16 protein-coding genes are annotated in these 21,556 nt (G+C 64.7%); 9 read left to right on the top strand and 7 right to left on the bottom strand.

Annotated elements, in window-relative coordinates:
• Positions 1-47: 47 nt before the first annotated feature.
• Complete coding sequence (locus tag ASD58_RS25500; RefSeq protein ID WP_057264445.1) at positions 48-536, bottom strand: hypothetical protein; 489 nt, start codon at positions 534-536, stop codon at positions 48-50.
• A 237-nt stretch (positions 537-773) separates the two neighbouring features.
• Here ASD58_RS25500 and ASD58_RS30835 point away from each other — a divergent pair, with 237 nt between their 5' ends.
• Genes ASD58_RS30835 through ASD58_RS25485 form a run of 3 tightly spaced genes read left to right on the top strand, consistent with a single transcriptional unit; the run spans position 774 to position 3,680 of the window.
• Positions 774-1,196: a thiol-disulfide oxidoreductase DCC family protein gene (locus ASD58_RS30835; protein ID WP_082565681.1), complete on the top strand. Its 423-nt coding sequence runs from the start codon at positions 774-776 to the stop codon at positions 1,194-1,196.
• A complete protein-coding gene (locus ASD58_RS32715) occupies positions 1,186-2,244 on the top strand; it encodes a DUF4166 domain-containing protein (protein ID WP_307178287.1) in 1,059 nt (352 codons plus the stop codon). The genes ASD58_RS30835 and ASD58_RS32715 overlap by 11 nt, the downstream gene beginning before the upstream one ends.
• Positions 2,241-3,680, top strand: coding sequence for a TIGR01777 family oxidoreductase (locus ASD58_RS25485; protein ID WP_229210112.1), 1,440 nt, complete (start codon positions 2,241-2,243; stop codon positions 3,678-3,680). The genes ASD58_RS32715 and ASD58_RS25485 overlap by 4 nt, the downstream gene beginning before the upstream one ends.
• On the opposite strand, the gene ASD58_RS25480 is transcribed toward ASD58_RS25485, so the two are convergent.
• A complete protein-coding gene (locus ASD58_RS25480) occupies positions 3,677-4,198 on the bottom strand; it encodes a hypothetical protein (protein WP_057264441.1) in 522 nt (173 codons plus the stop codon). The genes ASD58_RS25485 and ASD58_RS25480 overlap by 4 nt on opposite strands.
• Positions 4,199-4,283: 85 nt before the next feature.
• Between ASD58_RS25480 and ASD58_RS30825 the strand changes: the two genes are divergently transcribed.
• Entirely contained in the window at positions 4,284-4,466 is a 183-nt protein-coding gene (locus ASD58_RS30825) for a hypothetical protein (RefSeq protein ID WP_082565680.1), read from the top strand.
• Here ASD58_RS30825 and ASD58_RS25470 read toward each other — a convergent pair.
• A complete protein-coding gene (locus ASD58_RS25470) occupies positions 4,445-8,968 on the bottom strand; it encodes a translocation/assembly module TamB domain-containing protein (protein ID WP_057264438.1) in 4,524 nt (1,507 codons plus the stop codon). The two genes, ASD58_RS30825 and ASD58_RS25470, sit on opposite strands and share 22 nt — an antisense overlap.
• Complete coding sequence (locus ASD58_RS25465) at positions 8,968-10,749, bottom strand: autotransporter assembly complex family protein (protein ID WP_057264436.1); 1,782 nt, start codon at positions 10,747-10,749, stop codon at positions 8,968-8,970. Before ASD58_RS25465 ends, ASD58_RS25470 begins: the two co-directional genes overlap by 1 nt.
• 137 nt (positions 10,750-10,886) lie before the next feature.
• Between ASD58_RS25465 and queC the strand changes: the two genes are divergently transcribed.
• Both queC and ASD58_RS25455 read left to right on the top strand, forming a co-directional pair.
• Entirely contained in the window at positions 10,887-11,618 is a 732-nt protein-coding gene (gene queC, locus ASD58_RS25460; RefSeq protein WP_057264434.1) for a 7-cyano-7-deazaguanine synthase QueC, read from the top strand.
• Positions 11,619-11,667: 49 nt separating this feature from the next.
• A complete protein-coding gene (locus ASD58_RS25455; RefSeq protein WP_057264432.1) occupies positions 11,668-14,637 on the top strand; it encodes a CHASE domain-containing protein in 2,970 nt (989 codons plus the stop codon).
• On the opposite strand, the gene ASD58_RS25450 is transcribed toward ASD58_RS25455, so the two are convergent.
• Positions 14,638-16,008 carry a serine hydrolase gene (locus tag ASD58_RS25450; RefSeq protein ID WP_057264430.1) on the bottom strand — a complete coding sequence of 457 codons (1,371 nt, stop codon included), beginning with the start codon at positions 16,006-16,008 and terminating at the stop codon, positions 14,638-14,640.
• A gap of 53 nt (positions 16,009-16,061) precedes the next feature.
• The gene (locus ASD58_RS25445; RefSeq protein ID WP_156401490.1) at positions 16,062-16,457 is read right to left on the bottom strand and encodes a hypothetical protein; all 396 of its coding nucleotides are present in this window, start codon (positions 16,455-16,457) and stop codon (positions 16,062-16,064) included.
• Positions 16,458-16,676: 219 nt separating this feature from the next.
• Between ASD58_RS25445 and ASD58_RS25440 the strand changes: the two genes are divergently transcribed.
• The 3 genes from ASD58_RS25440 to ASD58_RS25430 all read left to right on the top strand — a co-directional run bounded on the left by ASD58_RS25440 (position 16,677) and on the right by ASD58_RS25430 (position 19,936).
• Positions 16,677-16,892 (top strand): hypothetical protein, encoded by a 216-nt coding sequence (locus tag ASD58_RS25440; protein ID WP_057264427.1) that lies wholly within the window; start codon positions 16,677-16,679, stop codon positions 16,890-16,892.
• 107 nt (positions 16,893-16,999) lie between these two features.
• The gene (locus ASD58_RS25435) at positions 17,000-18,961 is read left to right on the top strand and encodes a GAF domain-containing protein (RefSeq protein ID WP_057264425.1); all 1,962 of its coding nucleotides are present in this window, start codon (positions 17,000-17,002) and stop codon (positions 18,959-18,961) included.
• Positions 18,962-19,936, top strand: a complete 975-nt coding sequence (locus ASD58_RS25430) for a hypothetical protein (RefSeq protein WP_156401489.1) — start codon at positions 18,962-18,964, stop codon at positions 19,934-19,936.
• A 30-nt stretch (positions 19,937-19,966) separates the two neighbouring features.
• On the opposite strand, the gene ASD58_RS25425 is transcribed toward ASD58_RS25430, so the two are convergent.
• Positions 19,967-21,472: a DUF3369 domain-containing protein gene (locus ASD58_RS25425; RefSeq protein WP_057264805.1), complete on the bottom strand. Its 1,506-nt coding sequence runs from the start codon at positions 21,470-21,472 to the stop codon at positions 19,967-19,969.
• Positions 21,473-21,556: the final 84 nt, after the last annotated feature.

The raw sequence follows: 21,556 nt of genomic DNA, 5'->3' as shown, positions 1-21,556 counted from the left end.
AGCCCGGCATTGCCGGGAATGACCTGGATCAAATTTCTACAAGCGTTTCAGGCAGCTTCTTTGGAGCAGGCGCCGAGAATGCCATCGAGCTCTTTTTTCAGCGCCAGTGCCACAGGCCGGCCGCGGATGCGGTTCACCATCTCGAAGAAGGTGATGCGCATCGCTTTCAAATCCTCCAGCGTTGCAGCGGCTTCTAGCTTGGCTTGCAGGACCTGGCCGCGCAGGCCAAGGGTCGGCTCGATAGTGCGTGCATAGAAGTCGCGCGCTTGCTTGTATTGAGCAGCGAGCTCTTCTTCGGTAGGCGGGATCGGCATGATGGTAATTGGCGGCGCCTCGCCTTCTTCGATGAAACCCTGTGCCAGCAGTTCGTGCACGGCGCTGGCGTCCAGTCCAAGCCCGGTCACTTTCGGCAGCAACTCTTCCATTGGATGGCGGCCGTCAATCATCACCAGCAGGGTTCGCATACGGGATTGCAGCCCATAGGTGCGCGCCGAGATCTCTTCCCGGCCCTTAGCGGTCTTATTGTAAGTCGTCATAGGAATATTTCCTCGTGGAAATTAATTTCTGTGAATTTAGAATACACGACCTTTAAGGATTTGACATCGCCTGAAATATGGTCTTTAATTTCTGTAACGACAGAAAAAAATGAAAAATAACATAATTCAACAACTATTCATTCTGGAACCGGTGAAAATGCGTGAGTTTCAGGGTGTCAAACGTGTAGCAGGGAAATTTCACGTTTGTAGTTTTTTGGTCACAAAAGGAGTTGGCGCATGGCCGTACTGACTTTGTATTTCGATAATGCCTGCCCGTTCTGCCGGCGCGAAATGGCACGCCTGCGGCGCTGGGACCGCTCCGGCCGCCTGGCTTTTGTCGATATTGCCGCACCGGGCTTTGATCCCGCGCCGCTGGGCGTCAGCCTGGCTGCCATGAACACGGAAATGCACGGCCTGCGCGCGGATGGCGCCATGCTGGTCGGGACCGACGCCATCCTGGCGGCATATACGCTGGCGGGCCGTGCCTGGCTGGTATGGCCATTGCGGGTGCCGGCACTGCGGCCGATGCTGGCCGCGGCCTACCGCAGCTTCGCCCGCAACCGCTACCGCATTTCGCGCTGGCTCAGGATCGACGGCGTGCGCCCGGCATGTGACGGCGATCGCTGCCAGATCTACTTCGGAGGCAAAGATGGAGCGTAAATGGCTGGTGCGCTGGATGTACGCCAGCGCGTTCGCACACTTGCTGGTCGGCCTGGCGCTGCCATGGATCGCCAATGCTGCAACCCTGGACTGGTACCACGCCTGGCTTGGACCGGCCCCGACGCGCCCGCAGCATGCCTGGTGGATGGCGCTATTCGGGCCGACCATCCAGTGTGTCGGGCTGTGGATGCTGGCGCTGGTGTGGTTTGGCGACCAGCGCCGCGAGCCGGCGGCCTGGCTGTGGGTGGCGGCCGGCCTGCTGCTGTGGGGCCCCCAGGACATCATGGTGTCGCTGCGGGCCGCTGTCTGGCCGAACGCCTGGCTCGATATCGCCACGCTGGCGCTGTTGCTGCCTGCCGCCTGGCGCCTGTACCGGATCGACGCCGCCGCGCGCGATGCGGCAGATGCGGCGCCCCTGGTCGGCGAAGGAGAGCTGTTCCGCAAGATCCTCGGCAGCGAATGGAACAAGCTGCACCCGGACATCCAGCAGCGCTTCGCCAAGAATCCTGCACCCGGCAAGCCATTGCTGTACTACGGCAGCTTGTCCGAGCTGCGCGCTTCGCGCTTTGGCAAGCTGCTTGGCTTCGTCAGCAAGCCCTTCATCCAGGGCGCGCTGATTCCATACAGCGACAGCGACTTCCCGGTCGACATCCAGGTCTACGGCAAGCCTGGTTCGCAGAACATCTACAAGCAGCGCATCTATATGCTGAATGGCCGCAAGCCGATCAAATTCACTTCCTACATGGCGGAGAGCGAACGCGGCGAAGTGCTGGAATACGTCGGCCTGGGACTGGGCATGAAGCTCAAACTGCACGTTTCCGACGGCAACCTGCATTTCACCAGCGATGGCTATTTCTGGGACGTCCTGGGCTGGCGTGTGCCGCTGCCGGGCGTGCTCACGCCGGGCAAGACCTTCCTGCGCCATTGCAATGAGGGGCCCAACCGCTTCAACATCCGTATCGAAATCCGCCACGTCCTGTTCGGCACGACGTTCGTGCAGGCCGGTGTCTTCCACGAAAGGCACGCGGCGGAGAAGGAGGCAGCTTGAATACGCATTTACTCGCATTGCAGCTCATGGCCGCGCAAGGCTGCCTGGGCGCTTTCGACACGATCTACCATCATGAGTTGACGGAAGCGCTGCCGCAGCGCGCCACGGCACGGCGCGAACTGGCCATCCACGCGGTGCGCGCCACAATTTACGGCGTGTTGTTTGTCGGCTTGTCGGCCTGGGTGTGGCAGGGTGCCTGGGCGTGGGTGCTGCTCGCGCTGTTCGGCGTCGAGATCGTCCTCACGTTGTGGGATTTCGTGGTGGAGGACCAGACGCGGCTGCTGCCGGCAACCGAGCGCGTGACGCATACCGTACTGGCGATCAACGGCGGCGCCTTCATTACCTTGCTGGTGCTGGGAATGCCGGAAGCCACCGCCGCCCCGACTGGCTTCGCTTATGCGCCGCAGGGATGGCTCAGCGTGTTCCTCGCCTTGTGCGGCGTGGGTGTGTTCGTGTCCGGCATCCGCGATGCGTTCGCGTCGCGCGCCTTGCCTGGCGCCACTGCGGAAGGCCCGCGCTTTGAAGGTCCGTCGCAGACGGTGCTGGTTACCGGCGCCACCGGGTTTATCGGGCATTCGCTGGTGCCGGCCCTGCTCGCCAGCGGCCACCGGGTCATCGTACTGTCGCGCGAGCCGCGCAAGGCAGCGTGGGAGTTCGGCGGCGCAGTGCGCGCGGTGGGCAGCATGGGCGATCTGGCACCTGCAGAGCATATCGACGTCGTCATCAACCTGGCCGGCGCCCGCATCCTCGGCTGGCGCTGGAGCGCGCGCCGCAAGGCCGTGCTGCGCGGCAGCCGCGCCGGCTTGACCAGGGGCGTGGTGGACTGGATCGCGAGCGCTGACCGCAAGCCGCGCCTGATGATCAATGCATCCGCAGTGGGTTACTACGGCATCCAGCCGCAGGGCCGCGAGCAGGTACTGAATGAAGCCAGCCCGCCGCAAGCGATTTTCATGTCCCAGCTTTGCCAGGAATGGGAAGCGGCTGCCGGCCGCGCGCGGGAATTTGGCGTGCCGGTCGCGCTGGCGCGCTTCGGTGTGGTCTATGGTCGCGGCGGTGCGCTGCAGCCGATGCTGCTGCCGGTCAGGCTAGGCTTCGGCGGCCGCATGGGAACAGGGCGCCAGCGCAATTCGTGGATACACATCGCCGACTTGCTGGGAGCCATGGCCCACGTCTGGCGCCTTGGCGCCAATGCCGACGGCGCCTGGAATTTCACTGCGCCGGAGTACCCAACGCAGCTTGAATTCACCCAGGCTGCCGCCGCGGAAATGCGCCGCCCCAGCATGATTCCCACACCCGCCTGGCCGCTGCACCTGCTGCTGGGCGAACAATCGGCGCTGCTGCTGGAAGGCGCCGCCGTCGCGCCGGCACGCCTGCTGGCCAGCGGCTTCACCTTCCGCTTCCCGACAGTGCGGCAAGCGCTGGCGGACCTGGTTTAGTCCAGCTTCTTCTGCGCCATGCTCCAGCGCAGCAGGCCAATCGAATAGGCGGCGAGGTAGCCGAGCATCAGGCCGAAGGGGACCACGGTCAGCGGGTGTTGCAGGACTTCGGCCTGGTTGATCACACGCGGGTGCTCGGACTGGCGGTTGACGTAGAACTCGACGCCGATCTGCAACACGCGGGCGGCGAACAACATGCAGACCAAAATGGCGGTACGGCTCGGCGGGGTGAAATACAGCTTGCTGCCGGTGTTTTCAAAGCGCGTCTTCTTCAGCGCGAAGAAGGCCATCCAGGCGCCAGCTATCACGGCGGCAGTCATCATTGCCAATGCAGGCGGGTTGCGCAGCATGGACTGGGCCGCGGCCAGCAGCAGGATCGGCAGGCCAGCCGCCCCCACCCAGTGCCGCCATGCGACCGATTCCTGGCGCCGGAACATCAGTTTCAGGCGCGAGTAGACGCGCCAGATCAGCATCGGAACGAGGATGAGCAGGACTACGGTCGTGACAGTCAGTTGCATTGGGCGCCGGATTCGTGAAAAAAGAAGAATTTTAACCGCAGGCGTAAAATACACCTTCGTGATCTCGCTTTCGGGAGCTCCAGTCATGGAAAAACACCGTATCCACGCCCACCGCGCACCGGACCTGCCGGTGCCAGTCGATGAGTCGCAGCCGCACCCCGAGCCGGTGCATCCGCATAGTCCGCACCATCCCGTCCCGCAAGACGAGCCGGTGCCCAACCATAATCCCGAACTGCAACCGCCCGGTCAGTCGAAAGCCCAGTTGTAAAGCACGTCCAGTGCGTTGTTGGTGCCCGTCTGCACCTGCAACGTCACCCGGTTATTGACCTTGTAGCGCAGCTTCACCAGGCTGGTCGCCGTGCCTGCGCCTTGCTCGAAACTGATGTAGGCGCGCGAGGACAGTTTTTTGCCGACCGTGACCACCGTGCTTTCCAGTCCCTTGGCCTGGCTGACGCCCAGTTCATCGAGCCCGACCCGGTTGGCCAGGCTTGGGCCGCCATTGCCCCCCAGCAGGGCGCCGGCTGCAGTGCCGAGCAGGCTCATTTCATTGCCGGCCATGTCGGCGGTGCCGTGGCCGAGCACCATCCAGGCCAGCTTTTCACTGTCCGGCACCGACGGCGTGGAGACCAGCTTGGCGGATGGCGCCAGGGCGGTGCCGCGCACTTCGACGCCGGCTTCCACATTGGTCTCGCTCAACTCATCGCCCTCAGGGCGTTTGCGCACGGCGCGGATGTTCAGGCCCGGATTGTCATAAGCACCGGTGAAATTCAGCACGCCGCGTTCGATCGTCAGGCGCTGGCCATAGGCGGCATAAGTGCCGCTGACAACCCGGATGCTGCCGTTCACGCGCGGCGCGCGGCGGTCCGCCATCCGCACGCGCACGGTGCCGGCCAGTTGTGCATCGAGGCCCTTGCCACGCAAGGAGAAATCGTCGCCCAGGTCGGCTTCCAGGTCGATGTTCAGGGGCAGGCCGGTGCTGGCGGCAGCTTTCGGCTTGTCGCGGCCGAGGATGATCACGTCTTCGCTGATGGTGGGCGTATCGAGCGACGGCAGTTCAATCACGGCGCGGTTGGCCTTGAACTTGCCGTCGAATTCGAAACGCTTGGCGTCGCGCACCAGAGTGCTGCTGCCGCTCAGCACCAAGGTGCGGTCCGGGCGGTTGAATACCTCGAGCTTGTTGGCAGCCAGCTTGAGGTCCATCGACATGTCGCCGCCGGCCAGGCGCAACCAGCCATCGGCCTGCACATTGCCATCGGCGCCGTCGAAACGCAGGCGTTGCAGCTGCAGCTGGTCGCCAGCGACTTTCGCCTGCAAGGCGCCGTTGCGCAGGCGGATGCCTTGCTCGGCCCAGTTGATCACCAGCTGTTCGCCGACCACTTCGCCGTCCAGTAGCGGGTTGGCGATGGTGCCGTGGCCGCCCGCGTGTGCGCGCAGAGAACCGCCCAGTTCCATGCCTTGTACGCCAAGCAGCGGCGACAGCCACGCAATGGAAGGCAGGCTGGCGCTGGCGCCGAAGGTCAGGGGACTATCGGAGGGAATGCGGCCGTCGCGCAATTGCGCGGTGGCTTCCAGGCGCGCGTTGCCGGCGCGGTCGCCGGCCAGTTCAGCCTGGGCGCGCAACTGGTCGCCAGCGACGGTGACGCGCGCATCCAGCACTTTCAGTTCGAGCGGTATCGGGCGTTCGCCGCCGGTGATCGTAACGTCGCCTTTTTCACGGAATACGTGCAGGTAGCCGTCCAGTGCGGGCGCCGCGCCTTTTGCCGCAGGGGCGGCAAGTTCGAGCGACCAGTCGCCGCCCAGCGTCATGGTGCTGGCAACGTTGCGGCGCCAGGTGTCGGACAGTTGGGCGAGGTAGCTGGCATTGACGCCGGTGGCGCTGCCTTTGCTGCGCCAGTGCAGGCCATTCTTTTCCAGCGTTTCGATATGCAGGCTGCCTTCGGGCATGGCGATGGCGGCGCTGCCCAGGGCGAGCTGCTCCGGTTTTGCCAGCCCGGCCACGCCTTCGCCTTTGCGGCCGGTAATGCGCAGCGTGGCCGGGGCTTGCAGGTTGAGGGCGAAGCGGCCCTTGTTTTGCAGGGCATCGATGCTGCCGCTCCAGCTATCCGCGGCAAAGCTGCCGTGTATTTTCGCACTGGCGTCGAAGTCCGGATTGGCGGCGGCCGCTTGCACCGTGTGGTTGCCGGCCGTGCCGCTGGCTTGCAGGCGCACGCGGTCGAGCAGGATGCCGGGCATGTTCAGTCCAGCGATGGCCAGGTCGGCTTGCAGCGGATCGTCCTGGCCGAATGAGGTGCCAATGGTGGCGCTGCCCTTGATGGAAGAGATTTCACGCTGGCCGGGCAGGCGCAGGTGGGCGCCGTCCAGCGTGGCGCTGAGCGTTGGCATGGCGTTGGGGCCGCGGCCTGCGACGTTTCCTCCGCTGGCGTAGCCGCTGCCGCGCAGGTTGCCGGACCATTCGCGGCCCAGCACCGCCAGTTGCGGTGCGTCGAGTTTCCAGTCGACGCGGTCCTGCGGCTTGCCGAAGGAGCCTTTCGCCTGCAGCATGTTGGGGCCGAGGTGCAGGTCGATGTCGCTGTCCTGCACGCATCCTGGGGCGGCGGCGAATCTGGCGTGGCCGCTCAGTGCTGCGTTGCCAAGCGTTGATGCCGCTTGCAGGCTGATGTCGGCATTGGCCAGCCAGTCTGCCGACGCGCGCAGCGTGGCGTCGAAATCGGCATTCACGTTGCCCGCGACCGGGGAGCCAAAGCTGGCGGGATTGACGCGGCTTGCGCTGCCGGACAGCTTGACGTCCATTGCGCCAAAGAGCGCAGCTTCGCCGCTGGCGCGGATCAGGCTATCGCCACGCGCCGCCGCTGCGCCATCCGGTGCCGTGCCGGCAGCCGCGCGCTGGCCGGCCGCCGGGGCCAGATAGCCCAGGCCGCGCGCCTCCATGCTAAAGCTGGTGCGCGGCGCCTGGTAGCCGCCGCCCAGGATGCCGCTGGCGGTGGCGCTGCCTTGCAGTCGCGGGTCGAGCACGGAGAGCTGGGCAGCATCGAGCTGCCACTCCAGCTTGTCGCCGGCAGCGCCGAAAGCGCCGCGCGCCGTGGCGCTATTGCGGGCAAAGGCCAGGCGGGCGTCGATGCCGGCGATATGCAGGGCGTCGGCAGCCAGCTTGACGGTACCGGACAGCGGCTGCCCCATCAACTTGCTGGGCTGCAGGGCGATGTCGGCGTTCGCGCGCCAGTTCGGGGCCAGCTTGCCGCTGGCCTGCAGTTCCGCATTCAGGTCGGCCGATGGGAAGGCGCCCAGCGCCGCCGGGTCGAAACGCTTGACGCTTGCGTTGGCCCTGAAGGCCTTGTCGTCTTTCAGGCTGGCTTGCGCAGTGGCGCTGATGCTGCCCTGGCCGGCGGTGACGCGTGCCTGGTCCAGCGTTAACAGCAGGTCTTGCAGCGTGGCGTGGGCGTCCAGGCGCAGCTTGCCTTCGCCCAGCGCGGCGCGCAGGGTGTGCTGCTTGCCCCTGGTTTCGGCGCTGATGTCGCCGGCAATTGCGGTGCTGATGGCGTCGCCGTGCAGCCCGCGCAGGTCGAGGCGGTCGGTGTGCAGGCGCACGCTGGCGGTGTCGATGCTGCCGTCTTTGGGCAGGCGGCGCAGGGTGCCGCTGCCGGTGAACTTGCCTGCGGCGCCAAGGTCGATCAGCAGGCCGCTGAGGCTCGCGTTATTCAGCGTGCCGCCCAGTTGCGCGGCGGCGCTGTGCAGCGGCAGTTTTTGCTGGTCGAGCGGGCCTGGTGCGCTGCGGTTGCTGACTGCCAGTTTGCCGGACAGCGTGTCGCCATTGACGGCGGCTTCCAGCGCGAGGTCGATTGCCGCTTTCGGCCAGGCCGGGTCGAAGCGGGCCGGGTCGACGTCGCGTGCCTGCAGACGGATGCTGCGCAGGGGCAGGGTATCAAAGGGCGCGAGCATCAGGGTGCCGTCGCCGTTGGCGTAGTTCGATTTCCCCTTGACGTCCAGCTTCAGTTGCGCGAGATCGCCGCTGGCGAAGATTTCCAGCCGCGTCGCGCTGCGCTGCACCAGGCCCGGGTCAGGTGGCGTTGCTGCCGGCGCGCCGGGTGGCGTCGTGGTGGAACCGCTTGGCCGGGCTGTCGGCAAGATCGGCGCCAGGGCGGCGGTGGCACCCAGCTTGTACGGGCGCGCGGTGGAGATGTCGGCGCTGGCGGCAAGGGCGCCGATTGGTGTCTCGGCACTGGCATCCTTCAGTTGCCAGTGCCGGCTATCGCCCTGCAGCTGCAGCTTGATGGCGCGCAGTTCGGTGCGGCTGCCGTCCTGGCCGACCAGGGCCAGTGTGCTGACGCGTCCATCCGCAATGCTCAGGCGAAAGGGCGGCGCAATCGATGCCGGCATCTCGGCCGGTTTGGAAGGCCCGGTCGCGCGCGACTCTGCCCGCGCCACATGCAGTTCGCTGATCGCCACGCCTTCGCTGAAATACTGCAGCGGCGACCAGTTGATGTCGATGTTGTCGAGCGTGAGAACGCTGGATTCATCGCGATAGACGATGCGCCCGATATGCATGCGCCCGTACAGCGAGCCGCTCACGCCGGTGACCACCACCTGGCCGCCGCTGGCGCGGGCAACCTGCGCAACGATCTGCTGCAGCGTCGTCTCGCGCCCCAGCAGCCATACGGCGCCACCGAGCATGGCCAGCATCACGCCGCTGCCGATCAGCGTGCGGCGCAGCCATTTGCGGCGGGGCGCTGCTGGCGGCGTGTCCGGCGCCGGAGGATTGCGTGGGGTATCCATCAGAACGTGAACCCCAGCGAGAAGTGCAGCCGCGCCTTCTTGGTGGCATGGCCATACGCGACGTCGACGTTGATCGGCCCGACAGGGCTCTTGTAGCGCGCGCCGACGCCATAGCCGGACTTGGGGTGCAGGCTGCCCAGCGAATTGGAGGCATTACCGGCGTCGTAGAACACCGCCGCGCCCCAGGCCGGCTTGAACCAGTACTGGTATTCCGCGCTGCCGGTCACCAGGTAGCGGCCGCCGACCGTCGCTTCGCCTTGCTGCACGCCCAGCTCCTGGTAGGCATAGCCGCGCACCGAGTTGTCGCCGCCCGCGCGGAACAGGTAGGTGGTTGGCACGCCTTCCTGGCGCGCCGAAGCCAGCGCCCCGAATTCCGCCCGCAGGATCACGGTGGACTTCGGGCTAAGCGGGCGGTAAGTGATGCCGCGCGCCGTGCCGCGAATGAACTTCTCGTCCGTCAGCACCGGCAGCAGGGCCCCGCCCAGCGTGGCATTCAGCACATAGCCCTTGGTCGGGAACACCAGGTTATCCACCTTGCGCCAGGTGGCGGCATAGGTGATCGGCAAGGACTGGCTGTGCGACGACAGCACGCGGTTCACGGTCTTGCTCTCGTTCAGGTACTCGATGGAGATGCTGCGTTCGAGCAGCGGCGTGCCCCAGGCCCGCTTGGCCGCAACCGAAGCGGTACGCGTGATCTCGCCCTCGATATCCTTGCGCTCCAGCGCGGCACCGAAGCTGTCGTTATAACCGTCCGCCGTGGTGGGGAAGTAGAAATCGCTGCGCGCCTGCTGGCGCTTGGTCTCCAGCGTCAGCGCGCTCTTCATCTTCAGGCCGAACACGTTCAGGTCATCGTAGGTGCCTGACATGCGCGAGCCGGTATTGGTGCTGAAACCAATACCCACGCTGGCATTCTTGCGCTTGTTCTCCACCACCCGCACCAGCAGGGGCAGCGGCGCCATGCTGCCTGGCTGCGGCACGCCTTCGGCTTTTTGCTCGGCAGCCTCGATCTGCTCTCCCAGGATGGATGACAGGTCGGCGCTGACCTCGACGTTGGCGAAGTATCCGGTCTCCTGCAGCTTGCCCTGGTAGGCCTGCAGCGCCGCCTCGCTGTAGTAGTCGCCCGGCTTGATCGGGTTCAGGTTGCGCACCGCCGATTCCGGATAACGCCGCAGGCCCTCGATCTTCAATTCGCCGAAGCGCATCTCCGGCCCGCTATCGAGCGCCACGTGCAGCAGCGCGCGCCGGGTCTCCGGATCGACCACCGCCTCGCTGGAAACCAGTTGCGCGCGCGGATAGCGCGTCTGCACCACGGCGCGCAGGATATCGCGCTTGGCCTTCTCCCATTCGTCCTGGCGGAACACGGCGCCGGCCGGCAGGCCCCAGCCAGCCTTCAGCGCGTTCTTGTCGAAAGGCGCGCCGGAGGACGCCTGGAAGCCGTCCAGCACGATCTCGACTTCCCCCACCAGCACCGGATCGCCGGGCTGCACATCAATCCTGACTGTCGGGGTGCCGCTTTCGTCCAGGCTGATATTCACCGCCGGCGTGTAGTAACCGGCAGTCGCAACCAGCGTCTTGATCTGCTCGGGCGCGGCGCGCAGCATGCGCTGCAGCTGGTCGCGGTCCATGCGCTCGCTCGTGCGGTAGCGCACCAGGTCAAGGTTATTTTCGAGAAGGGACTCCAGCGCGCGCGGCGCGTTGATGCGGACCTGGTAGGTCCAGCCCTGGGCAGCCGCCAGCAAGGGCAGCAGCAGGGCGGCGCAGCCCAGTACAAGGCCCCTCAATACTTTTATGCCGGTTTGTGCCAAAATTCGTGGTCTGTGATCGGGAAGTCGAAACCGAATGTTACCGGATCAGCCGCCAAATTGGCGTACCCCTAAGATTTTCAAAAAAACCAGAAGAAACCAAAGAAAGTGAAGCGATGCTGACAAACGACGCCGCACTGGTCCTGTTCAGCGGCGGACAGGACTCCACCACCTGCCTGGCCTGGGCCCTGGAGCGCTACCCGCGCGTCGAAACCATCGGCTTCGACTATGGCCAGCGCCATGCGATCGAGCTGACCGTGCGCCCGCGCCTGCTGGAGCAGATGCGCCAAGTGAAGCCGGAATGGGCCGGACGCCTGGGCCAAGACCATATGGTCGACCTGGGCCTGATCTCGCAACTGTCGAAGACGGCCATGACCGAAGACATCGAGATCGTGATGCAGGAAAACGGCCTGCCGAACACTTTCGTCCCCGGCCGCAACCTGCTGTTCATGACCGTGGCTGCCACCCTGGCCTATCGCCGCGGGCTGACCGTGCTGGTGGGCGGCATGTGCGAGACCGACTTCTCCGGCTACCCGGACTGCCGCGACGACACCATGAAAGCGCTGCAAGTGGCGCTGAACCTGGGCATGGACACCCGCAACAAGCTGGAAACCCCGCTGATGTGGCTGGACAAGGCGCAAACCTGGCAACTGGCCGAACGCCTCGGTGGCCAGACGCTGGTGGACTTGATCCGGGCCGACACCCATACCTGCTACAAGGGCGAGCGCGGCGCGCTGCACGACTGGGGTTATGGCTGCGGCACCTGCCCGGCCTGCGAGCTGCGCGCGCGCGGCTACCGCCTGTACCAGGCCGCGCTGAGTGGCAATCACGACGCTAGCGCCGATTGACTTTTTCTATAGGGCAATTATTTTGCCCTGAACAAATTAAGATGCTGGTATGCCGAGGCCACCTGCCAGCCCGCCTTACCAACGCCTGCTCCAACCCCGCCTGCTGGCAGGGCTGGTGGCAGCGCTTTGCCTGACGGCGACCGGCAGCGTCTGGTGGGGCGCCTACGTCGATGCCGAACGCGACGCCCGCACCGGCTTCGACTACCATGCCCGCGAACTGGTCAACAATATGGCTGCGCGCATGCAGGCCTATGTCCAGGTGCTGTACGGCGTGCAAGGCCTGTTCGCCAGTTCCGACTTCGTCGACCGCCAGGAATTCCACACCTATATCGAGCGCCTCGAGTTGGGGCAGAACTTCCCCGGCATGCAGGGCATCGGCTTCATGCGCATGGTCCCGGGCCCGCAACTGGCCTCGCACATCGCCATCGTGCAGGCGGAAGGCTTCCCGGACTATGCCGTGACGCCGCCCGGCCAGCGCAGCCAGTACGGCCCGGTGGTCTATCTCGAGCCGTTCTCCGGCAGCAACCTGCAGGCTTTTGGCTATGACGGCCTGTCCGAGCCGGTACGCCGCGCGGCTTTCGAGCAGGCGCGCGATTCTGGCCTGCCGACCATGACCGGCAAGCTGCTGCTCAAGCAGGAAACCGCCGATCCGGTGCAGGCCGGCTTCATCATCGCGCTGCCGATCTACCAGAACGGGGTGGGGCGCTATACCCTGCTCCAGCGCCGCAGTGCCTTGAAGGGCTGGGTCTATGCGCCGTTCCGCATGGGCGACGTCATGGCCGCGCTGGGCCACGACGCCTTGCACGGCCTCGACGTGGAAATCTACGACGGTGACGAGCCCAATGCCATGAGCCGCATGTTCGACAGCGCGCCCGCGGCCCCCGCAGCGGAAGGACGCCAGCACGCAGTCAAGCGCATCGGCCTGGCCGGCCGGCGCTGGACCCTGCATATCAGCGCGCTGCCCAAGCGCAACGGTGTGCTGTCGGATAAACCGCGCACCATCGCTATCGGCGGGCTGCTGATCAGCGCCTTGCTGGCCTTGCTGGCTTACGTGCTGGCGGAAAGCCGGCAGCGCCTGCGCGTTGCGCTCGACTACAGCAGCCGCATGGGCGACGAATTGCGCGAAGGGCAGGAGACCCTGCTGGCCATGGCCGAGCATGCGCAAGGCAGCCAGGCGGTGCTGCGCTGCATTCTTGACTCCACCGTGGACGGCATCCTGGTCGACAACTACGGCGGTACCGTGCTGAACTCCAACCGCCGCTTCCGCCAGTTGTGGAATGTGCCGGAGCAGCTCGATTGGGAAAACGACGGCGCCATCCTGCTGGCCCATATGGCAGGCCAGCTCGATCAGCCGGAAGCTTTCCTGCACGCCTGCGCCAGCCCTGAGACCGACGATGAGGACAGCCACAGCCAGCTCCAGATGCGCGATGGCCGCGTGCTGGAAGTCACCACGCGCCCGCTGCGCCTGGGCAGCGAGGCGGCACGGCTTTGGTCCTTCCGCGACATCACCGAACGCACCATGAACGAAAGGCGCGAGGAAAGCCGCCACCATGTGCTGGAGCTGCTTGCTGCCGGGGCGCCGCAGCAGGAAGTGCTGGAGAGCCTGATGCGCGGCATCGAAGCGGTCAACCCCGGCATGATCTGCAGCGTGATGCTGCTCGACGAGGATGGCAGGCATCTGCTGCTGTCGGCCGCCCCCAGCCTGCCGGCCTTTTTCAAGCAGGCTATCGACGGCCTGCCGATCGGCTTCGGCAACGGTTCCTGCGGCAAGGCCGTCACCAGCAACAGCCGCGTGATCGTGGAAGATATCGCGCGCGATCCGTTATGGGCGCCCTACCGCGAGATGGCGCTGCGTGCCGGCCTTGGCGCCTGCTGGTCGGAGCCGGTGCACGGCGCCAACGGCAAGGTGCTGGGCGCCTTCGCCATCTACCACCGCGAACCACAGCGCCCCAGCGTGGCGCAGCTGGCCCTGATCGACCAGGCGGCCAGCCTGGCCGGCATCGCGGTGGAACAGGCACGCGCCGCCGAAGCCCTGCGCATCGGCGAAGCGCGTTTCCGCAGCCTGTACGACCATGCACCGGTAGCCTTGTGGCAGCAGGATTGGTCGGCCGTGCGCGCAGCCTTGCAGGAGCTGGTGGAATCGGGCGTGGAAGACGTGGCGCAATGGCTGCAGGTGAATCCCAGCCAGTTGCAGCGCCTGGCCGGGCTGGTGCGCATCACCGACGTCAATTCCGCCGCCCTGGCCCAGGTTGGCGCCGACGCGTCCTGCAAGGAGTCGGGGCGGCTAAGCCTGGCGCAGAATTTCGCGCCGGCGGCCATGCAGGAATTCGGGCAGGCGCTGCTGGCGATGGAGCAGGGCTCGCACCTGTTCCAGTGCGAGGCCAGCTTCCTGCGCCTGGATGGCGTGCAGCGCCAGAATGAACTGACGCTGCTGGTGATGCCGGGGCACGAGCATGCGCTCGACTTCGTGATCGTGTCCACCCTCGACATCACCGAGCGCAAGCGGCTGAACGAAGAACTGGTGCAGCTTGCCACCACCGACTTCCTGACCGGCTTGCCGAACCGCCGCGAATTCATGTTGCGGCTGGAAGACGAACAGGCCCGCCTGCAGCGCGATGTCGGCGGCCGCGCCGCCGTGCTGATGCTCGACATCGACTACTTCAAGGACATCAACGACGCCCACGGCCACGACTGGGGCGATGCCGTGCTGCGCCACCTGGCCGGCCTGATGCGCGATTCGCAGCGCAAGATCGACATGCTGGGCCGCGTCGGCGGCGAGGAATTCGCCTTCCTGCTGCCGGGTGCCGACCTGGAAGCGGCGCGCGCCTTCGCCGAGCGCCTGCGCCAGCGCATTGCCGACACGCCGATGGGGCGCAACGGCAGCACCATCGCCATCACGGTCAGCATCGGCATTGCCAGCATGGCGCCGGGCGACCGCAGCGGCGATGCGGCCCTGGTGCGGGCCGACCATGCGCTGTACCGCGCCAAGCGCGCCGGCCGCAACCGGGTGGAAGGCTGATCAGTCGGGGCGCATGCGCAACTGCTCGACCTTGTCGCCCTTGCCCAGGCTCAGGTCGACCAGCAAGGCGCCGCTGTTGTAGTTCAGGCGATAACTGTACTTGCGCATCTCGCCATCGGTGCTGCGCGCCAGCGCTTCCACCGTGCGCAGCGGGCCCCACTCGCGCAAATCTTCCGCCACCATTGCGAGGAATTCCGGCGACAGGTTGCCGGCCACTTTGTCGCTCAAGCCTTGCGGCAGCTTGCGTTCGGCAATATTGGCGAAGATGGCGCGCACGCGTTCCGCCACTGCCGGTTCGGTCTCCTCGATCGCCATTTTCGGCTTGACCGCCAGCGCCGGCAGGTAGTGCGCGGCGACGATGTCGGCCAGCTTGCCCGGCCGCGCGCTGGCGGAATTGGCCAGCACCACCACCGACAGCCTGTCGTCGACGAAGCGGTACAACTGGGAGCGGAAGCCTTGCCACGCGCCGCCGTGGGCGATGGTGCGATGGCCGTTGCGCTCGAACAGTTGCCAGCCGTAGCCGTATTCGGTGGCGCTGCCGTCGTTCAGCCTGGCCGGCGTCCAGCTGGCCTTGCGCACGCTGGCCGGCAGCACCTTGTCGCCGTACAGCGCCAGGTCCCATTTGGCCAGGTCGCGCGCCGTCAGGTACAGGCTGCCGTCCGCCGTGGTGTTCAGGCGCGGCGCCACCCATGACTGGTTGACCAGCTGGCCGCCCTTGCGTTCATAGCCGCGCGCCCGGTGCGGGATGATGTCGGCTTCGCTGATGATGCGGGTGCCCATGTCCAGCGGCGCGAAGATGCGCTCGCGCAATTGGTCGCCATAGAACTTGCCGCCCGCCTTGTTGCAGATGAAGCCCAGCAGGTGATAACCCATGTTCGAGTACGACCATTTCTCGCCTGGCGCGAACAGCACGGGAATGTCCGCCTCCAGCGCGACCAGTTCCTGTTCCGTGTAGTCCCTGGTCAGGTCCAGCTTGGCATAGGGATCGCCAAGGCCCGAGGTATGCGACAGCAGGTGGCGGATGGTGATGCCTTCCCAGGCCTTGGGCGTGTTGGCCAGGTGCTTTGAAATCGGGTCGTCCAGCGCCAGCTTGCCGTCTTCCGCCAGCAGCATTACCAGCGCTGCGGTAAAGGTCTTGCCGATCGAGCCGGACTGGAAAATGGTGGCGGGGGTGACCTTGACCTTGTTTTCAAGGTCGGCGAAACCGTAGCCCTGTTCGCGGATGATCTTGCCGTCTTTCACGACGGCGATGGAAACGCCAGGGATATGGCTGCGTTTCATTTCCGCCTGGATGGCGTCGTCCAGTTTGTCGGCGAAGGCGGAAGCAGGGAAGGCGAAGGCGAGGGACAGCAGCAAGATGGTCGGGCGCATGGATGCAATTCTATGAGTTGCCAAAATTGCATTCTAGCACCCGGCCCGGGCTTTCAGGCAGGCGAGTGTTCCAGGGCTGGCGCAGCCGGTTCGGCAGGCTTGCGGCTGTGGCGTTTCATCAGCCAGTAGATGAAGAACGGGATCATCAGCGGCAGCAGCAGGGGCGACACGGCGGCTATGGTCACCACGGCAGCCAGCGCCAGGGACAGGATCACGATGACGCCAACCCCCGCCATCACGACGGCGACGATGGCTGCCACAAAGACCATCACGACCGCCGCCGCGGCAAACGCGCCGCCGGCCAGCACGGTACCGAGGAAGGCGCCCAGCGGCCCGTCATAGTCCGAGTCGCCGACCGTGACGACCAGGTCGTTGGCGTCGATGGAGATCCAGGCTGCAACCATGCAGAAGAACAGCAGGACCAGGGACAGGGCAAATACCTTTTTCATGATGGGCCTCTTGGCGTTGAACATGGTGTCACTGTAGGCCCCGGGTCCCGGCGCAGCCATCGGATTGCGACGAACGGTGGATTTTGGATGATGAACGGAAAAAGTCCTGCTGCAAGCCAAATCGCTGCTTGAATTCATTAACTGTTTGCCTATACTGAATATCCGATCTCTGAATTGGAGGGGAATATGGCTTGGCTAGTAAGAGACGGGAGCCAATCGTTGCTCCTGAGAATCGACAGCGAACCGCGCCAGCGCAGCGCAATTTCATGGTTCGGCGGCGGCCCCAAAGGCCCGCCATCGGCACCACCGACGATTCCACCAATCATCATCAATCCCTTCAAATACCAGACGCCCGACCCGGCCATCGACCCGCGCATTACGCCGCTTGGCCCGCCGGTCCTGCCGCCGCGACGGCCTGCCATGTCGCTGCATTGATCTGGCACAAATCTGACGGCCCGCACACCACGCGGGCTTTGTTTTCCGCTGGCTAGGCTGGGCGCCTCCTGCTATATTTCCCAGACGCATCTAACCTTGGGAATAAGATGGAAAGCCGTCTGCGCCGCCTGGAGGCCGTCCAGGAAATCCTGCTGGAAATTGGCAAGCTGTCCAACAGTTGCACCGATATCACGGTCTTCCTGCAGTCCGTGCACGCGGCGCTGGGCCGCATCATGTACGCCTCGAATTTCTATGTGGCCCTGAGCGACCGCGATGCACCCGGCAATGCGGTGCGTTTCGTCTATTTTGTCGATGAAGTCGACGACCATCCCTACAAGGACCAACTGGTGCAGTTGGCCACGCCCGACCAGTCGCCCACCGCCTGGGTGATCCTGAACAAGCAACGCCTGGTGATGACGGGCGATGAACACCGCGCCCGTGAAGAGAATGAGGTATTCGGCGTCGGCACCATTGCCGAACATTGGGTTGGGTGCCCGCTGCTGGACCAAGGCCATGAAGTGATCGGCGCCATGGTGATCCAGAGTTACGACAAGGAGCATACCTACAGCGAGGAAGACCAGGCCCTGTTCGCGCAGATCGCCAACCACGTGTCGAGCGCCCTGCAAGGCTTGCAGAGCATGGACCGGCTGGAGCGCGCCGTGCGCGAACGCACGCTGGAACTGGAACGCGAAGTGGCCGAGCGCAGCAAGGCCGAACGCTTGCAGCGCGCACTGTATGAAATTGCCAGCCTGTCCGCCTCCGCCTCCGCCGAATCGGATGCCGGCGTGCTGTATGCCCGCCTGCACGACATCGTCGGCAGCCTGATCACCGCCCGCAATTTCCTGATCGCGTTGTACCACCCGAAGCGCGACGAAATCTCGATCCCTTATTTCGTCGACGAGAAAGACCTGGAAGCGCCGCTCAAGCGTTTCGAATACGGCGTCGGCATGAGCTCTTTCGTGCTGAAGAAGCGCCAACCCATGCTGCTGGACGGAGCCGCGTTCGCAGCCTTGATGGCTGGCGGCGAAATCAATGAACCGCTTGGCAACCAGGGCATCGCCAGCTGGATGGGCTGTCCCATGATGGTGGGCGAGCAGGCGCTGGGCGTGATCATTGTGCAAAGCTACGACGCGTCGGTGGTGTACTCGCAGGCCGAACTGGATATCCTGGCCTATGTTGCCAACCACACGGCGGCCGCCATCGCGCGCACCCGCGCCGACCTCGCGATCCGCCGTGCCAAGGCCGAACTGGAAGAACAGAACTCCGCACTGGCCACCGCGCTGACGCAATTGCAGACGGCGCAATCGGAACTGGTGCGGCAAGAGAAGCTCGCCTCGCTGGGCCGCCTGGTGGCCGGCGTAGCGCACGAGATCAACACCCCGCTTGGCATCTGCGTGACGGCCACCAGCCATCTGGTGGAAGAGCTGCGCCTGTGCCGCCTGGACCTGGCCGAAGGGACGCTCGACGAAGACGGCTTGCAGCAGTTCTTCGATACGGTCGACCAGTCGCTCAAGATCATGACCACCAACACCCAGCGCGCCGCCGCCCTGGTGCGCAGCTTCAAGCAGGTGGCGGTGGACCAGTCTTCCGACAATATCCGCCACTTCAACCTGCGCAAATACCTGGACGAAGTACTGTTGTCGCTGCAGCCCAAGCTGAAAGGCAAACCGATTGCCGTCGACGTCGACTGCCCACCGGACATCCATTGCGAAAGCTTCCCCGGCGCTGTCTCGCAGATCGTCACCAATATGGTGGTCAATTCGCTGGTGCACGGGTTTGAAGAGGGGCAAAAGGGCACCATCCGCATCACCGGCAAGCTCGATGGCGACCACGTGCTGTTCGACTACAGCGATGACGGTGTTGGCATGGATTCCACCACGCTGCAGCAGTTGTTCGATCCCTTCTTCACCACCAAGCGCGGCTCCGGCGGCAGCGGCCTGGGCGCGCACATCCTGTACAACCTGGTGACCGGCCCGCTGGGCGGCACGGTAAAGGTGGTCAGCTCGCCCGGCATGGGCTTGCACTACCACCTGCGTTTCCCGCGCGACCAGCGCAAGCAGGCGTCTTAGGTGAGGTCGGCGATTTTTATAGCCGGCCTGCTGCCATTGGCGGTACAGGCAGGGGATTGCCCCAGGAATGCGGAAGCAGCGGCGTCCCAGTTCGTTTCACTTGGGGTGACGGATCCCGCCCGCTCGACGCGGCTGCTGGAGGCCGAATCCCTGCAAGATTATGCCGAACGAATCCGGCAACTGCTGGACGACCGCTATGCACCCGGCGCTGCAGCCTTTCGCCAACGCTTTCTTGGTGAGGATTGGAGCAGCGAGCGTGTCAGGCAGCTGGGCGCCAGCGAACTGGTATCGGCGTACCTGGCGGCGGGCCTGGCCCGCAGGGCGAGCTATCGTGTGCGGATCCTGGGGACTTCTTCATCTCGCAAGCAATGGGGGACTGGAAAGGACGTCACGGTTTCGTATCGCGTATCCGGGCTGGACGGCGAGCAAGACGCCAGGAAAGTCTTTTCTGTCGTCCAGGAGGCATCGTGCTGGAAGGTCCAGTTGCCATTCGACGTCTATGAGCGCATCAGCGTCCTGGCAAACGCCTTGAAGGAAGGGCGGCCGGAGCCGGTATATGCCAGCACTGGGACTTCGACGCTGAAACTGCAGCTGGTGGCAGCCAGCTACAGCCCCGTTGCGGGCATGAGCGAAGCAAGCTGGTGGCGCCCGCGGTCCGGAAAGTCCCGGGTCTGGGTCAGCAGCGAGGCGATTGCAACCGAGGCAGGCATACGGGGCACTTCCGCTTATTGGAGCTGCGATAGCGGCAATTTCGAATATCCATCGCTGCATTTGCTGCTGCTGCCTGCCGCTGCGCAGGCGGTTGGCGAATGGACTTCGTCGCATATCGGGAAAGACATGGCTTTGCTCCTGAATGGAAAAGTCCTGAGCTACGCCAAAATCGCGGGAAAACTCGACCACGGCCTGCAGCTATGCATGCACGACAGCTCGCTGGAGGAAGTCGATGCGCTTGCCGCCGCAATAGCGGGCAAGTAAAGAGAACGGCGCCGATGGCGCCGTCGTTCCTTAGTCAGGGAAGCGCTCGTTGATCGCGAGCGCCTTGTCGATGTTCTGCACCATCAGTTCTACGTATTTCGGGTCGAGGTGGCTGCCCGCCACCTCGCGCATGTGCTCCACCACTTTCTCGACCGGCCAGGCGTCCTTGTAGCAGCGCTTGTGCATCAGCGCGTCGAACACGTCGGACACTGCCACGATGCGGGCGTATTCATGGATGTCGTAGCCCTTCAGGCCTTGCGGATAGCCGCTGCCGTCGAACTTCTCGTGGTGCTGGTGGGCGATCACGGCGGCGGCCTTCAGGATCGGCCGCTGCGAGCCGTCCAGGATCGACAGGCCGACCGACGGGTGCTGCTTCATGATTTCCCATTCGGCTGCATCGAGCTTGCCGGGCTTCAAAAGCACAGAGTCCGGGGTGGCGATCTTGCCGATGTCGTGCATCGGCGCCGCGTGTTTGAGCACGGCGGTTTCTTCTTCCGGCATGCCGGCCGCGGTGGCCAGCAGGTGGCAGAATTCGGCCATGCGGCGCACGTGGTTGCCTGCCTCGTTGGAGCGCGATTCGACCACGTCGCCCAGGCGCATGATCAGTTCGGCCTGGGTGTCGGTGATTTCCTGCGTCAGCAGAATATTGTCGAAGGCAATCGCCACGCCGCTGCAGAATATCTCGAGTAGCTGCTGGTCGATCTCGGAAATCTCTTCCACGCCCTTCAGCACCAGCAGCGAAGCCTTGCCGCTGCTGTTCGGGAAGTAGCCGACAAAGGTGTCGCCGGTCATGCGCGAAATGCGGTTGCGTTCAGCGTCCTTGAGCTGGGCCAGCAACTGCGGCGTCAGCAGGCTGTCTTCGTCCTGGCCGATCTGGGCCAGCACTTCGTAATCGGTCTCGCCGCTGACGGCGCTGGCGCCGCGCAGCCGCACCAGCATGCTTTGCTCCAGGCGCAGCAGCGCCACCACTTGCTGCAGCAAGCCGTTGGCGAAGTCCTTCAGGTTGCGCGCCTGGAAGATGTGGGCCGAGGCGGCAATCACGCGCTCCAGGCCTTCGCGGTAATGCATTTGCTGCCGGCGCGCTTCTTCCACCTTCATGATGTCGCGGTAGGCGCGCAGGGCGGCGAAGGTGGTGGTGAACAGCTTGGTGCGATCGAGCTCGGTCTTTTCCTTGTAATCGTTGATGTCGTAATTGACGATCACGCGTTCTTCTGGCGCCTGGCCCGGCTGGCCGGTGCGCAGCACGATGCGGGTGAACTGGTTGTCGAGGTCCTGGCGCATCCAGCGCGCCACTTCCAGGCCCGAGTCTTCGCGCTCCATCACCACGTCGAGGAACACCAGGGCGATGTCTTTTTCTTTTGTCAGTACTTCTTTCGCTTCGGCGCCGCTGTAGGCATGCAGGAAAGTCAGGCCGCGGCCTTCCAGCCGGAAGCGGCTCAGTGTCAGCTTGGTGATGTCGTGGATATCGGGTTCGTCATCGACCAACAGGATTCGCCACGGCGCAAGTTTGGGCGTAGCAGAAGACAAGAAAGACATATTGGCAAATTCCAAATGTGACACACAGTCCTGGATGATGCGCAATTTTTAGGCGCATCAAAATGATTGTAGTCCTACCCATTG

The organism is Duganella sp. Root1480D1 (assembly GCF_001427305.1).
In the GTDB taxonomy this organism is placed as follows: domain Bacteria; phylum Pseudomonadota; class Gammaproteobacteria; order Burkholderiales; family Burkholderiaceae_D; genus Rugamonas.
The sequence above is the reverse complement of the archived record's forward strand: the minus strand, read 5'-3'. Positions and strand labels throughout refer to the sequence as shown.

Coding starts and splice junctions, on each gene's coding strand:
- ASD58_RS25500 (WP_057264445.1), bottom strand. CDS start 536: ATGACGACTTACAATAAGACCGCTAAGGGCCGGGAAGAGATCTCGGCG.
- ASD58_RS30835 (WP_082565681.1), top strand. CDS start 774: ATGGCCGTACTGACTTTGTATTTCGATAATGCCTGCCCGTTCTGCCGG.
- ASD58_RS32715 (WP_307178287.1), top strand. CDS start 1,186: ATGGAGCGTAAATGGCTGGTGCGCTGGATGTACGCCAGCGCGTTCGCA.
- ASD58_RS25480 (WP_057264441.1), bottom strand. CDS start 4,198: ATGCAACTGACTGTCACGACCGTAGTCCTGCTCATCCTCGTTCCGATG.
- ASD58_RS30825 (WP_082565680.1), top strand. CDS start 4,284: ATGGAAAAACACCGTATCCACGCCCACCGCGCACCGGACCTGCCGGTG.
- ASD58_RS25470 (WP_057264438.1), bottom strand. CDS start 8,968: ATGGATACCCCACGCAATCCTCCGGCGCCGGACACGCCGCCAGCAGCG.
- queC (WP_057264434.1), top strand. CDS start 10,887: ATGCTGACAAACGACGCCGCACTGGTCCTGTTCAGCGGCGGACAGGAC.
- ASD58_RS25455 (WP_057264432.1), top strand. CDS start 11,668: ATGCCGAGGCCACCTGCCAGCCCGCCTTACCAACGCCTGCTCCAACCC.
- ASD58_RS25450 (WP_057264430.1), bottom strand. CDS start 16,008: ATGCGCCCGACCATCTTGCTGCTGTCCCTCGCCTTCGCCTTCCCTGCT.
- ASD58_RS25445 (WP_156401490.1), bottom strand. CDS start 16,457: ATGAAAAAGGTATTTGCCCTGTCCCTGGTCCTGCTGTTCTTCTGCATG.
- ASD58_RS25435 (WP_057264425.1), top strand. CDS start 17,000: ATGGAAAGCCGTCTGCGCCGCCTGGAGGCCGTCCAGGAAATCCTGCTG.
- ASD58_RS25425 (WP_057264805.1), bottom strand. CDS start 21,472: ATGTCTTTCTTGTCTTCTGCTACGCCCAAACTTGCGCCGTGGCGAATC.